The 13,113-nt window shown below is 51.7% G+C and carries 13 protein-coding genes and 2 pseudogenes; 4 read left to right on the forward strand and 11 right to left on the reverse strand.

The annotated features are described in order from the left end of the window. Nucleotides 1–7 precede the first annotated feature (7 nt). The 10 genes and pseudogenes from mce to Q8902_11990 form a co-directional block, all read right to left on the reverse strand. Entirely contained in the window at nucleotides 8–430 is a 423-nt protein-coding gene (gene mce, locus Q8902_11945) for a methylmalonyl-CoA epimerase (protein MDP4200268.1), read from the reverse strand. A 60-nt stretch (nucleotides 431–490) separates the two neighbouring features. Continuing rightward, nucleotides 491–1,510: a hypothetical protein gene (locus Q8902_11950; protein MDP4200269.1), complete on the reverse strand. Its 1,020-nt coding sequence runs from the start codon at nucleotides 1,508–1,510 to the stop codon at nucleotides 491–493. A 168-nt stretch (nucleotides 1,511–1,678) separates the two neighbouring features. Continuing rightward, nucleotides 1,679–2,062, reverse strand: coding sequence for an HPF/RaiA family ribosome-associated protein (locus Q8902_11955; protein ID MDP4200270.1), 384 nt, complete (start codon nucleotides 2,060–2,062; stop codon nucleotides 1,679–1,681). A 213-nt stretch (nucleotides 2,063–2,275) separates the two neighbouring features. Continuing rightward, entirely contained in the window at nucleotides 2,276–3,304 is a 1,029-nt protein-coding gene (locus Q8902_11960; GenBank protein ID MDP4200271.1) for a tyrosine recombinase XerC, read from the reverse strand. A 26-nt stretch (nucleotides 3,305–3,330) separates the two neighbouring features. Beyond that, entirely contained in the window at nucleotides 3,331–4,689 is a 1,359-nt protein-coding gene (locus Q8902_11965; GenBank protein MDP4200272.1) for a HAMP domain-containing sensor histidine kinase, read from the reverse strand. Nucleotides 4,690–4,729: 40 nt separating this feature from the next. Further along, nucleotides 4,730–5,101, reverse strand: a complete 372-nt coding sequence (locus Q8902_11970; GenBank protein MDP4200273.1) for a cupin domain-containing protein — start codon at nucleotides 5,099–5,101, stop codon at nucleotides 4,730–4,732. Nucleotides 5,102–5,106: 5 nt separating this feature from the next. After that, a complete protein-coding gene (locus tag Q8902_11975) occupies nucleotides 5,107–6,099 on the reverse strand; it encodes a hypothetical protein (GenBank protein ID MDP4200274.1) in 993 nt (330 codons plus the stop codon). Between the two features lie 12 nt (nucleotides 6,100–6,111). After that, complete coding sequence (hisS, locus tag Q8902_11980; GenBank protein MDP4200275.1) at nucleotides 6,112–7,455, reverse strand: histidine--tRNA ligase; 1,344 nt, start codon at nucleotides 7,453–7,455, stop codon at nucleotides 6,112–6,114. Then, the gene (locus Q8902_11985; protein ID MDP4200276.1) at nucleotides 7,445–7,912 is read right to left on the reverse strand and encodes a PTS sugar transporter subunit IIA; all 468 of its coding nucleotides are present in this window, start codon (nucleotides 7,910–7,912) and stop codon (nucleotides 7,445–7,447) included. Before Q8902_11985 ends, hisS begins: the two co-directional genes overlap by 11 nt. A gap of 525 nt (nucleotides 7,913–8,437) precedes the next feature. Further along, a pseudogene (locus Q8902_11990) lies at nucleotides 8,438–8,527 on the reverse strand (IS1 family transposase). On the opposite strand from Q8902_11990, the pseudogene Q8902_11995 reads away from it, so the two are divergent. The 4 genes and pseudogenes from Q8902_11995 (at nucleotide 8,526) to Q8902_12010 (ending at nucleotide 10,316) form a co-directional block, all read left to right on the forward strand. Next, nucleotides 8,526–8,639: pseudogene (locus Q8902_11995) on the forward strand (IS1 family transposase). The pseudogenes Q8902_11990 and Q8902_11995 sit on opposite strands and share 2 nt — an antisense overlap. Before the next feature lie 19 nt (nucleotides 8,640–8,658). Then, nucleotides 8,659–9,375, forward strand: coding sequence for a hypothetical protein (locus tag Q8902_12000; protein ID MDP4200277.1), 717 nt, complete (start codon nucleotides 8,659–8,661; stop codon nucleotides 9,373–9,375). Nucleotides 9,376–9,658: 283 nt separating this feature from the next. Beyond that, nucleotides 9,659–10,018, forward strand: a complete 360-nt coding sequence (locus tag Q8902_12005) for a PIN domain-containing protein (GenBank protein ID MDP4200278.1) — start codon at nucleotides 9,659–9,661, stop codon at nucleotides 10,016–10,018. Between the two features lie 112 nt (nucleotides 10,019–10,130). Beyond that, nucleotides 10,131–10,316 carry a hypothetical protein gene (locus Q8902_12010; GenBank protein ID MDP4200279.1) on the forward strand — a complete coding sequence of 62 codons (186 nt, stop codon included), beginning with the start codon at nucleotides 10,131–10,133 and terminating at the stop codon, nucleotides 10,314–10,316. 302 nt (nucleotides 10,317–10,618) lie between these two features. Here Q8902_12010 and Q8902_12015 read toward each other — a convergent pair whose 3' ends face one another. Further along, the gene (locus tag Q8902_12015) at nucleotides 10,619–12,631 is read right to left on the reverse strand and encodes an ATP-dependent endonuclease (protein MDP4200280.1); all 2,013 of its coding nucleotides are present in this window, start codon (nucleotides 12,629–12,631) and stop codon (nucleotides 10,619–10,621) included. Between the last annotated feature and the right edge of the window lie 482 nt (nucleotides 12,632–13,113).

The following is a 13,113-nucleotide window of genomic DNA, read 5'->3' on the forward strand; positions in this document are numbered from 1 at the left end:
TCTCCATTCACTCCCCTTCTTTCCGTGGAAGGAGGGTTCCATTTTGACACAGCTCGATCAGCACGCCATTTGTGGATTTCGGATGCAAGAATGCGATCAACATCCCATGCGAACCCAACCGAGGCTTCTCGTCAATCAGTTCGACACCATCGCGTTTAAGGCGGGCAAGCTCTGCGGCCACATCATTCACTTCAAATGCGATATGATGGATACCTTCTCCCCGTTTGGTGAGAAATTTCGAGATGGGAGAGTCGTCGTTCATCGGCTCGGTCAATTCGATCCGGCTGCCATCCAGATCAAACGAGGCAATACGAACAGCTTGATCGACAACCTCCTCATGGTGAATTTTGCCATTCCCGAGCAATGTGCGGAAAAGCAATTCCGCTTTTCCAAGGTCTCGAACAGCGATTCCGATATGCGACAGCTTCATTGGAGCGGTATAACAGATGCAGGCGCGAAATCATTGATGGCATCAATACCAATGAAATCGTCACGTCGCTTCTACCAATTGCGTCCGTCGGGCTATATTGTATAGCGAAACCGATACCATCGTCGCCACGATTGGAAGTGCTTCATAGTAATCGCGGTATTCATCGAGCATTCCAAAAAAGAAGGTCGAGCCAATCAGGATCGGCAGCACAGTAACTCCAACTCGAAAAAGTGGTCGCTGCTTCTTATACTCATATGCCAACAAGAAGATCAAGAGGAGTAATGTGGCATAGCCCTGGAAGGTATATACGAAAAGTATGATCTTACGATGGAATAGGTGCCATTCCATTTGCGAACCAGGATTATCGGAGAACGTATATCGAATTGCGCCGAGAATCAAAATCGTCATGAGTCCTTGCGAGGCCAAAAGGACCCAGTGCTTCATGCTGCCCGTTCGCAGCTCCTTCCAATATAACAGCAGGAAAATCCACGCCAGCAAGACGGCGGTCTCTTTATTCCAAATGCAGAGTGCGAAGGTCAGTAAATAGGCCGTCCATTTCTCTTTGCTCAAGAAGACCAGCGACCAGGTGAACAGCGCCAGCGCCATGCCATCATAGATATATGTAACGTAGGTGACATAAGCTGGCATGCTTCCGATAGCTACCAGGACCGAAATCGTGGACCAGCGTTCAGGTAATCCAGCGAATCGCATCAAACGCCGCAAAGCAAACGCAAACATCGTAAGCGCCGCAATATTAATCAGGAGATAAATTGAGCGCTCAACCTTGAACGTGTCGTAAGAATGGGCTGCGGCCAAGAAAGGATAGCGTTCCAACAACCCGAGGAGCCACGCTTCAAAACCGCTTGGCAAAAGAGATTCCATCGAGCGAATCAGAAACGGGACGAAGCTGCGGTTTACGTAGGGACGCCACGCCGTCCCGTGAATCATATCCGCGAAGCGAGCAACATTGTACGAGTCCCAAATATGGCGAGCTGCAATTGTGACCCAAAGGCTAACCAGAACAAACGAGATACGCGTCCACTGACGCGTGAAAAACTCTTTGAGGGTAAGCTTACTCATTCACCTATGTCTACCAGGTCACAAATCGGCATTGAAAAACAACCTCCTGGAATAGCCTCGGGTTCGAACTCATTTTGATTCAAAAGTCGATGCCGGATCGACTTGCGATCCGGCATCGTATCGAATAAGTCTCATATCAACTAGACTTTCCCACGTCACCGGTCAGGATTAGCTCGCCTGCTCACGTTCGATTTTATGGCGAATGAGATTGCCAGGCTTAGCATAGGTTTCCTTGTACCGCTTTAGCAATTTCTCTATTACTTTCATCGAAGCATCAATTGCTTTGTGCGTTTCCTCTGCCCGTTCCTTGACCGTGATTGTATCACCCGGGACATGGACGATTCCTTCAAACGTTTTGAGATGTCCGTTCGACCCCTCTTGGTCGACGATAAAATCGGCTGAGATAATCGAATATTTGTTCGCAATATGATCAAATTCGGTGGCAATGTAGCGCTGAATGCGCTCTTCCGCGGCCTCGTGCCGCACTTGTACCCTGATATTCATAGAGGTATTTGGTTTTGGTTTTGATAGATCTCGGCCGAGCGTGTCCACACTCGGTCGGCCAGCGTCCGCGCTCGGCGCGAACCTCAAGTATTCTAAGACGAACTTATGTGCCGAAAGACTCGCCATGCGTTTCTGCGCCATTATGGATTGATTATCCATGATTAGGCTTTAAGGCTGTCCATAATATACGCCACAATGAGTGAAATTGTATCGGCCTCTAAGAAATCTTTTTACTTTTATTTTCAAAATCTCTCGAAATCTTCATCGGCCGCTTCTGGGGTGTGCCTTGTCGTAGACCGTTTTCAGACGGTCAACTGTCAGATGGGTATATCGTTGGGTCGTCCGAAGCGATTCATGACCTAATATATCCTTGACGGCTCGAAGGTCCGCCCCATGATCGAGCAAATGGGTTGCTACGGTGTGCCGAATCATGTGCGGATGGGCACGCGGGACATCCTCGGCATCCTCAAATGCTTTCTTCACAATATGGTGGACCATCCTCGGAGTCAATCGCGCACCATTCTTCAGGAGAAACACCGCGTTCTCATCTCCCTGCTTTGAAGATCGTATCGCAAGGTATTCGCGGAGCGCCTCAACTGCCTTTGATCCGATCGGTATTATGCGCTGCTTTGCGCCTTTGCCCGTGACGCGAACCGTTGCCGACTTCAGGTCGAGTGATGAAATGTCGATAGAGCACAACTCCGATCGGCGCAATCCACTCGAGTATAGCAACTCGATCACTGCCCTATTCCTTAGATGTTCCGATCCAAATCGACCAAATCCTGTATCCTCCGCTCGATTGGTTGCGGCGTTCCTCGATCTCTGATCCCCACGAATCACACCCTGCGCCGATAGCACCTCTGCCATCGTTCGTTCACTGACTACATTCGGCAAACGCTTCTCAGCTTTCGGCGTTCGAAGGAGCCGTGCAGCGTTGAATTGAAATATCCCCTGCTTCGTCAGATACTTCACGAACGATCGCACCGCCGCAAGTTTTCTTCCGAGCGAACTTGCTTTCATTACAACGGTATGCTGAGTTTCGGACTGCCCGGTCAATTGCGAGGCGAGCACTTGCAGGTAGCGCCTCAATGCCTTCAGATCATCATGGGTGCCGGTCAATACCAGCCGCTCCGATTTCAGGATGCGATACAGATCGACGAGATCGCCTTCGTATGCCTCAATAGTCTTCGGACTCGCTTCTCGTTCGTGCTCCAAATATTCAAGAAATGCCCGAAGCCACCCGGGAAACTCACGGTAAAAATCCATCTCCTTGTTCCTCGCTCCGTTCATAGTTCTCGTCGCTCTTGATCTGGATTTTAACTGTTATTCAAATGACTGACCGCGCTCATCCGAATGCGGAATGTCGTACCCTTACCCGGCGTGGACTCTTTAACAAAGAGGCGACCGTGGTGATACTCCTGAATGATCCGCCGCGCGAGTGAGAGGCCGAGTCCCCATCCACGCTTCTTTGTCGAGTAGCCGGGACGGAATACATCATTCTTTTTGCGAAGATCGATACCCTTCCCGGTATCGATCACATCGATCGTGACCAAACCATGTCTTCGCCTTGAAACGCCTAGGTTCTTTTTGCCCAACCGTTTCAAGCTCGGGCGCATAGAAGGCGATGCAGCGGGCCGAGTGATCCTGACGGTGATCGATCCCTCCTGCCCCTCAATCGCCTCGTAAGCATTCTTAATCAGATTCTCGATTACCCATTCAAAGAGCTCGCGATTGATACGAAGCGGAATATCGTCTTCATCGGTCATAAGCTCAAGATGAATATCCTTGCGCATGCGAGGCATCCGGCCCTCGAAATAATTCATCACATCGGCGACGATCTGCACGACATTTTGCTCCTTCAGATCGGGCACAGAGCCGATCTTCGAGAAGCGAACCGCAATGCGGTTCAGCCGTTCGATGTCGCGATCGATCTCTCCGGCGATCTTCTCAACGTCGGACGGCACTCGCGAGGACATCCGAAGTAACTCCGCCCATCCAAGCAGACTCGATAGCGGGGTGCCGAGTTGATGTGCTGTCTCCTTCGCCATGCCGACCCAAATGTTGGATTGCTCGCTCCGCTTCAAATAGCTGAAGCTGAGATATCCGATAAACACGATGACGGCACCAAGAAAGAGCTGAATATACGGCAGCGACTCGATCTTGTTAAGGACAAGACTGTTGCCATAGTGCAAATAATTCGTAACGATGGTCTTCTTCGTTGCCGAATCGTAATAATCGATTGCAATACGAGGATAATCGTGGTCCATCTCGCGCATTTGTTCGCGAAGGAATTCGACCTGATGCGCGCTGTCAATGGTCGTATCGTATAGCACATTCCAATTGGTCTCCCGGAAGTGCCGCGAACTCGGTGCATCGTGACGATCGGTCAGGATCACGGGCACTTCGCTGGACATCGCATAGTGCGTGATCATCCGATACAGCGAGTCGTCTGCTTCGGGATGGTTATTGTAGTACTTGACTGCGCCGGAAAAAAGCTGAACGACCCGATATTCGCGCTGGCGCAGTTGCTCGACGAGCGTTCGCGAATAGAGCAAGAGCCCAAGCACCAACACGACCGAGGTGATGAGCAGGGTGAGCTTGATGTTCGCCGTGCGCGGCAACTCGCGCGGCGCGGGCATCCTGCCTTGTTTCTTCGATCGAACGCGGGCCTTCACGCGAGTCGAACGTGATCGGAGGGCAAGTGGGTTCGGCGGGTTAATCCCCAGCCGGCTGAATTCCAGCGTTCTCGATCATCAGCATGACCGTCTTTTCCATCGCGCGCGTGCGGTGCAGCACCCCACGTGGGACAGTCACGCCTTCGTTGGGACCCAGTTCGAAATTGCCTCCCTCTGTATCGACGAAGAGACGTCCAGAGAGCACATAGAACAACTCATCATCATCTTCGTGCTTGTGCCAGTGGAATTCGCCTTGCACGATTCCGATGCGGAGGACGCTCCCGTTGATCTGCGAGAGCGTCTGATTGAACCACGGATCCGTGCACTTCGCGATGACATCGTTCACGTCGATCTTTTCGAGCGGCGCGTACTTGATGTCAAGATGGAATCGATAATCCGGCGTTGCTTCCATGTGTCTTAATGCTTCTTCGCCGGCTTCTTAACAGGCTTCTTCGCTGCCACTTTCTTCGCCGCGGGCTTTTTGGCTTCGACTTTCTTCGTCGGCTTTGCGGGCTTCGCTACCTTCGCGGGCTTCGTCGTAGCCGCTTTGGCAGGCTTCGCCTTGGCAGCAGACTTTGCGACTGGCTTCACGTCAGATTTCGGCGCGGGCTTGACATCAGACTTTGGTGCAGACTTCACATCCGGCTTTGGCGTAGGCTTCGCGGGCGTCTTATGTTTTGGCGGCTCCTCCTTTATCTCCTCGACGGCTCGCTTGGCGCTCGGCTTCGGAGGGTGTCCATGGCCCTCGGACTCTCCCATCTTGTGAAGATCCTTCTCGGCCGCTTCGAGGTCCTTCTTGTCAACTCGCTTCTTGCCACCAAACAACTCCATCTCCTCGCGGATATCGCGCTCCTGCGGGGTTTCGCTCTTGAGCGAGGCAAGCAACGCCTCTTCTTCCGGCGTCATTGGCGTGGGCTGACGTTTTTGGATTGTACGAGGCACCAGCGGCGGCGGCGGCGTCTTGCTGATCGTCGAAGTATGCTTCGAGCCAGGGACCGCTGCTTTGTTCTCGACAATGAGATCGATAAACCGCTTGCGGGGAATCGGCTGCAAGATCTGAAATCCCTTGCGTGTCACTTCGATCGAGAATAGATTCTCCGTGCCATCACTCTTGATCATCTTGACCTGATAGATCCCGAACGGCAGCAGTGGAATCTTGAGGATCGAGCGCGCCGTACCAAAGGCAGGCATCATCGTTCGCGTCGCGGTCATGCCGAGCACTTTGAACTCGAGACGTTTTTCCGGCTCGAATGTGATGCGATACCGAACGGCGATCTCATAACGAAAGCTCGAAAACTCTTTCGCTGTTTCGAAGGCGAACGTCATGTATTCGGAGCCCGAAAGCTCCTCGAATATCTTGCTGATAAAACAGCGGTATTCGACTTCTTTTACTGGCGGAAGTGGCTCCATGTCAATTGCGAATTACGAATGATGATTTACGTTTTGGAGTTTTTCGACAAGGCTGTCGAACGGGACTTTCTCCTGCTCCCCCGTGCTCATAGTCTTCAGCATGCCGGCGCCTTCAGCAAGCTCCGACTCACCAATGATGTATACGAATTTTGCGGCATCACGATTGGCCTCGCGCATCTGTGCCTTCATGGACCGCTCGTTGTGGTCTTGCGAGGCGGAAATATCCGCCGCACGTAATGCGGATGTCGTTGCAAATGCGCGCTCGCGTGCCGCAGCACCAAGGCCAACCACATACACTGTGGGTTGCGCGACGCTCGGTGTCTCAGGCCAAATCTTTTCGAGCGCAATCAAAAGCCGCTCGATGCCAGCGCCGAATCCCACAGCAGGTGTTGCGGGACCACCCAACTGCTCGACCAAATTATCATAGCGACCTCCGCCACAAAGTGCATCCTGCGATCCCAAATCTGGCGAGGTCACTTCGAATACCGTTCGCGTATAATAGTCCAGACCACGAACCAGCAATGGATCGACCGAGAACTCAATGCCCGTGCTTCGAAGGTGACGTTGCAGCGATTCAAAATGTGCGCGGTCCGCTTCGGTCAGGAAATCCAGAATCACCGGCGCATTCTTGATGACTTCGCGGTCCTGTTCCGCTTTGGAATCCAGCACGCGCATCGGGTTCGTCTCGGTGCGGCGTTTGCTCTCTGTGGAAAGCTCCCCAAAATGATCTTTCAAGTACGGCACCAGCACGCGCTTCCACTCGATGCGTGCTTCGGGTGAGGCCAGCGAATTCAATCGGACACGAAATTGCTTGAGTCCCAACTTGCGAAACACCGCGATTGCATACGCGATCGTCTCTGCATCCGACGAGGCACTTGCCGAGCCGAGAAACTCGGTCCCGAACTGATGGTGCTGACGCAACCGCCCAAGCTGTGGCTTCTCGTAGCGAAGGTTCGCAGCACTATTGTAGTAGAGCCTGACGCTATCCGACTGCCCCGTCAACATGCCATGCTCCACAACCGCCCGGATCGCTGGCGCAGTCAACTCTGGACGGAGCGCAATCTCCTCGCCGCCTTTATCGGTGAAGACATACATCTCTTTCGAAACGATATCCGTCTCCTCACCGACCGACCGATTGAACAGCCGCGCCGACTCGATAATCGGTGTCCGAATCTCGCCATAGCCAAAAACCGCCGCGACATCATCGACAGCCTGGCGCACGCGATGCCACTTCGCCGCATCGGCAGGCAGCATGTCCTTCGTGCCGCGCAGCGCTTGGATAGGCTCGCTTCTCGCGACCTCGCGCTCCGTGACCTCGCGCTCCGTGACCTCGCTCGTCGAGACGTTATTCTCCAATGCGCTCTTCCTCTGTCTTAAAAATCGCGATGACGTCCTCGGGGGTCTTCGCAGCCATGAGTGCAGCTCGCGCGGCATCGGAATTCATCACTTTCGAAGCACGGCTCAGCAGCTTCAATCGCTGACCGACCAGGCTCTCCTTGCTGACGAGCAACAGGCACAACCGGACCGGCTCGTTGTCCATCGAGGCATACTCGATCGGCTGCGCTGTCACGGCAAAGGCGAGGATCACATCATCGACTGCATCCGTCTTGCCGTGAGGGATCGCGAAGTTCTTACCAACGCCCGTGGACATGATCTTCTCGCGCTCCAGCACCGCAGCGCGGACTTTTTTCGCGTCGAGCACGTGAGGATTCTTCGTGGCAAGACGGAACATCCCCTCCAGCAAGTCCTCTTTCGAATCGCCCTTCAGACCAACTTCGATATATTCAGGCTTGAGATAATCGGTTAGCTTCAATGCCAGTGTGCTTTAGTGGTGCTGTCCGGCGTGCCAAAATACGGCGTGCCGACCGGCGCTGGTGTAACAAAGGGGAGTTCCTTGCTGTCACATAGCTCCAATCTCTCTTCCGCCAGTCCCAAGTTGTGCAGCCGCACCATAGGTGCGCCCTGCAGCCCAGTTCACCGAATCGGTTGAGTGTATGGCCTTGCTCGCCACACCACTTCTCTCAGACACGCCAAATAATTATATATTCTGTTTTGGGAAAATATTCATGAAACAGTTTGCGGTGTCATTTGGACAGCCACATGCTTTTTGGGCTGAAATGGGTCATATTCTGAACCCAATTCATATTTCATACTTCATATTTCATATTTTACCGAGAGACCCCCTTCCATCTATTATAACGTTGTTCGATACCTCCGGCATCGCAATTTTTCGATGAATTCTTAGAATAATGATTGGAAGGAAGTGGTAGTGGCTCAGTTTGAAATCCATTTCTTTCCATTTATACTTTATGTTGTAATGCTTGCCCGCGTTCGCACGGAAGTAGATCGCCACAGCCGCCATGTGGTGCTCGATGGATTTCGAGAACCCGTTCGTCAGGCGAGTGAACCGGCGCATTCCCATTCTCATGCACTACAACTTTGTTAGGATTCATCAGACCCTCCGCGTTTCTCCAGCAATGGAAGCGGGTCTGACGAACCACCTTTGGGAAATCGGGAACTTGGTGGACTTGATGAAGTAAAATCCGTAGTTTTGCGGGTATGAACTCCGTCCTCCCGCCCCATCTTACTAAGAATGTAAAAAGCGGTACAAAGAAAAAGAATCGCTGGTATAAAAGGCCAACCGATTATGATGATGTCGCTTGGGAAACCCGCAAGTTGGTTCTTGTTACGGTCGCACTTGGGTTCTTCACTTTTCTTGCCGCCGCCGGAACAATCGCCGTTGTACTTGTTGGCCTCAGGCAATCTGCCCAAACAGATTCCGCCCTCGGAATTTCTCGATTGAGTATTTTGAAACAAGACTCCTCGGCTCAATTGCAGCTGAGGGCATACGTTGGATTCCAGAAAGGGGTAGGATTCGACACCGCACAGTTCTTGGGACAATTCGAATTCGTGAATAATGGATCGACCCCCGCGTATGATGTGCAGGTCATTTCGGCTTCGCTCGCGGGAGTATCGCCGCCCGACACTGCCTTCAGCTACCGGGATGAGAATGGGCGAATAATGAATACGATTGATAGCCGTGGGACGCTTGGGCCCCGCGCTTCGACGCTGGTGCCTGCAAACGCCCCGAATCTGACCACGGAGCAAAGAGCGGCCCTTCGAAGAGGATTCGGTTCTGCCTATTACTATGGCCGAATAGCGTATAGGGATATTTTTTGGAAATGGCACACAACTAATTATCGCATGAAATTTTGGTTCGACCGCCCCGGCCACGTTGTTCTTAGTCCAGACGCAAAGGGCAATGAATCCGACTGAGACAGCAAAAAGTATATATGGGCTCCAAACTGAGCCACTACCAAGGATGTTGCTGCGCATATCCTGACCGTTGGCACTACCCGAAGTTCTAAGGTACTCCGAGAAAGGACGTGCACAGCATGTCCTTCAGCCAAATCGCCCTTCCGCACACCGGCCGCTCACCTCGCGTGTGGGTTTGGCTGAAGCGAATAGGTGAGCTCGAACCTGAAATCGTACCGAATGACACGCCTGGAATGCGCCGCGATCTTCAGACGTTTTATAACAACGAATTTGGAACACTCCCATGAAGAAGCTAAACGCATATCTGGACACATCGGTCATTGGAGGGTGCTTCGATGAGGGTTTTGAGGAAGCGTCACGAGCCCTCATGAACCTCATTCGCATCGGAGTTTACGATGGGATGATTTCGGCCGTCACGGAGGAAGAGCTTTCGAATGCACCGGATCCCGTCCGTACCTTGCTCGATGAGTTCGATGACGAGCAGATTATTCGATTAGTAGAAACCCCTGCCGTGCTCGCGCTGTCAGATGCCTATATGACGGCAAAGGTGGTGCCTGTGAAGTTCAAAGACGATGCCTCCCACATTGCCTACGCGACCGTTCACGGCGCGGATGTCGTAGTGAGTTGGAACTTCTGTGGATGACCGATCATCCACTGCCACATTGTGAACTATCAACGCATCCATGCGTTCAATGCTGTGAACGTCCATGAAGGCTATGCGTTGATGGATATTCGCACCCCAAAAGAATTGATCTATGGAAGAGAAGAAGAATTTTGATGTGATGAAGTGGCTTCGGGGGGTTCGCGAGGCGAATTACAAGCGTCTTGGCCATCTCTCAACACCGGAATACGTCCACCAGCTTTCCGAGGAGGGCCGGAAGACTCCACGATGGAAGAAGATGGAAGAAAAGGCCGCCCGCAACCAGGCGGCGCAACGCTAACTTGGCGGTGCGCCCGCACACCCGCCGCTCAGGCCGCGCACGGTGTAGCGCGCGCTTCAGCTTGCGAGAATCGTCTGAACTGTGATTCGTGTGATCTATTTGATTGAGCCCTGATTCTTCCGAGCTACTATCATTGGGTCCATCACACAAATCACAAGAATCAAGGTTCAGACATCCAGCTCACAACAGCCACTCAGATGGCGTGTGGGCTCTGGTTGCAGGCTAGTCTACCTTCTAGGTAAGCCGCGGATCGCAAGTAAGAAAAACTTATGAGGCATGAGTGACGTGATTTTGATTCTTGCTCAACCTTCAAGCACAACAGCCTCAACTCCTTGTATGACGGCATGAAAGTCGTCTTTGAAAACGTCGTTGTTCATCGCCACGATTTTCTTGATAATCTCTTCAAGAGTACTCGGTCGAATGCCTTGATTAAGCGCCTCCGCAACTACTGCTGAAACCACATACGGGTTTTTGCGCGCATTTGATGTGCTCGCATATCCGAACTCATTGGCCTTTGCTTGAATGATCTTTTCGTACTCATTCCCAATGTCATGTCTCAGTATTTCTTCCAAATTGCCTTCAAAGCATGCTGCGTTCGGTGCTACAAATGAAGGCCAGTCCTCTTCCTTCATTGCAAGCATGCGCATCAATCGGTGATTATCTTCGGGACGCGCTTTCTTATCCCTTGGCCGCAAACATTCAGGGCAAGTACCCTCTGATTCACCTTTTTGCTTGTCAGAATCCCAAATAATAAACGTTGGAATTCCAAGCGATTTAAAAACAAGATACGGTCTATCCAGATTGTTCTTTCCGCCACAATCCGCCACATGAATTCCCATCGAGAAGAGATCATGACCCATTGCCAGTGCCACCCCCAAAAGAGCCGAACGATCATCGGGTCCTTCAGTCAATACAACAGAGCGCGCAAAAAAACCATCGACAATCTTTGAATCTTGCAGAATGTGCAACCTAGAAAGCACTGACTCGCGTGTATATTTCTGATTATTATCCAAAACTTTCAATGCATCCACGAGAGAATCGAGAGTTGCCCGAACATTAATCGTGCACTTAGGCTCCCCTGGTTGAACCACAATTTTTCGAACTAGTCTAACGTCATCAAAGTGCTCGAAGCTCAAGAGGTAAGGGGAGTGAGTTCCGAAGAGAACTTGCGTATGCGAGATAACGCCATGAATTGCGCCGGAAGCTAGTTGTTGCAAGACGTCATAGAGATGTCGTTGGCGCCCAGGATGCTGGTACAGCTCGGGTTCTTCTATCGCTAGGATCAAACTTACGCCTTCTTCGTCAGTTCCTGTTTCACCGGGTGTTGTGACTCCTGCCAAAAGCTGTAGAATCGAAATAATAAAAGCTCGTTGTAAGCCATGGCCAACCAACGTTACAGGGGCTTGGTATCCATCTTCAATGAGTTCTACTTCTGCCGTCGGAAATGATAGATTGAGATCGCCAGCAGGCACCCACTTAAGTGCAACTCCGGCATCAGAAACCAGGGATTTTAGGCTTACATCAAGCTGTGCCCCTAACGTTGCTAGCTCCGGTAGATTTGATGGATCGACTAGGGCTCGATATTCCTGTTGTATTCTTTCTTGGTTTACCTTTATGTCCTCTCTTTTTTTCAAAACGCCGTGTACGATGAGTTGCATTAACTGGGCTAAGGCATTTCCCTTCTTTTCGATTGCCTCCGTACTCGCATCACTGACGGCTGGAATGTATATGAATCGCGCTGCCTCTCGTAGGTAGCCAAGTCCAACCCCTTTGAAACCAAAAAACTGTCCATCATCCCTTCTCCTTATACACGCTTCACGATTTGCTACCTCCCATCCCTTAAGCGTCTCTTCAGCTTTTAGAGCAGAACCGTAGGCCCCGAATTCGTCATATGGCACATTTACTATAAGCGTTGCCCAAGCAGCTTTTGCACTTGCTCCTCGATCCGATTTTTGAAACCCTTCGCGCACCGCATCAAACTCTGGATTCTGAAGTGCCGTCCCGTGATAACTCGCCTTACTACCATTATGGACGAATTCCACCGAGAGAAGGCCATCCTCAGTGTATCCTTCGAATTGCTCGTTCTCCCTTTGTGTTAAATCGCAGAAGGTTACACCGATAACAATCTCAGCGATAACGTTATTATAGAAATCTCGCTCATTTATGATTTCTTGACCGAAGAACACTTGGAGAGCACGAAGAAACGATGATTTCCCAGCCCCGTTGGCACCAACCAATGATGTTAGTTTGTCAAAATAGATGGTATCGAATTTGATCGACCGAAAATTCTCGATTCGTAAAGAGTGCAGCTTCATGGTCTTTCATTAGAATCGTGCAATAGCTTCCCCAGTTTCTCGTTCACATCCTCCACTTACTTACGATTGAACGTCGAGCACCGAGCGATGAATCGCGTTAGCGTGGGCCGTGGAGGATTGGGTGCCCCTTGTTCATGCCGCAAATTACGAACAAACCGGCGCGGGGAGAACAAATTGCCGGCGCGGCGTAGGGACGTGCTGCGCACGTCCTGACCGTTGGGGCTACCTGAATGTTTGTTGTATTCCGAGACAGGACGTGCGCGGCACGTCCCTACGGTTGATCCGCCGTTTGTAGGGACGTGTTGCGCACGTCCTGACCGTTGGCATTACCTGAATGTTTGTCGTAGTCCGAGACAGGACGTGCGCGGCACGTCCCTACGGTTGATCCGCCGCTTCTAGGGACGTGCTGCGCACGTCCTGACCGTCGGGGCTACCTGAATGTTTGTCGTAGTCCGAGACAGGACGTGCGCGGCACGTCCCTA

This window comes from Bacteroidota bacterium (assembly GCA_030706745.1).
Taxonomy (GTDB): domain Bacteria; phylum Bacteroidota; class Ignavibacteria; order Palsa-1295; family Palsa-1295; genus PALSA-1295.

Bases quoted from the DNA above. Each gene is read 5' to 3' on its own strand.
- Q8902_11970 (MDP4200273.1), bottom strand. From the start codon at position 5,101: ATGGAAGCAACGCCGGATTATCGATTCCATCTTGACATCAAGTACGCG.
- Q8902_12005 (MDP4200278.1), top strand. From the start codon at position 9,659: ATGAAGAAGCTAAACGCATATCTGGACACATCGGTCATTGGAGGGTGC.
- Q8902_11960 (MDP4200271.1), bottom strand. From the start codon at position 3,304: ATGAACGGAGCGAGGAACAAGGAGATGGATTTTTACCGTGAGTTTCCC.
- Q8902_11975 (MDP4200274.1), bottom strand. From the start codon at position 6,099: ATGGAGCCACTTCCGCCAGTAAAAGAAGTCGAATACCGCTGTTTTATC.
- mce (MDP4200268.1), bottom strand. From the start codon at position 430: ATGAAGCTGTCGCATATCGGAATCGCTGTTCGAGACCTTGGAAAAGCG.
- Q8902_12015 (MDP4200280.1), bottom strand. From the start codon at position 12,631: ATGAAGCTGCACTCTTTACGAATCGAGAATTTTCGGTCGATCAAATTC.
- Q8902_12010 (MDP4200279.1), top strand. From the start codon at position 10,131: ATGGAAGAGAAGAAGAATTTTGATGTGATGAAGTGGCTTCGGGGGGTT.
- Q8902_11950 (MDP4200269.1), bottom strand. From the start codon at position 1,510: ATGAGTAAGCTTACCCTCAAAGAGTTTTTCACGCGTCAGTGGACGCGT.
- Q8902_12000 (MDP4200277.1), top strand. From the start codon at position 8,659: ATGAACTCCGTCCTCCCGCCCCATCTTACTAAGAATGTAAAAAGCGGT.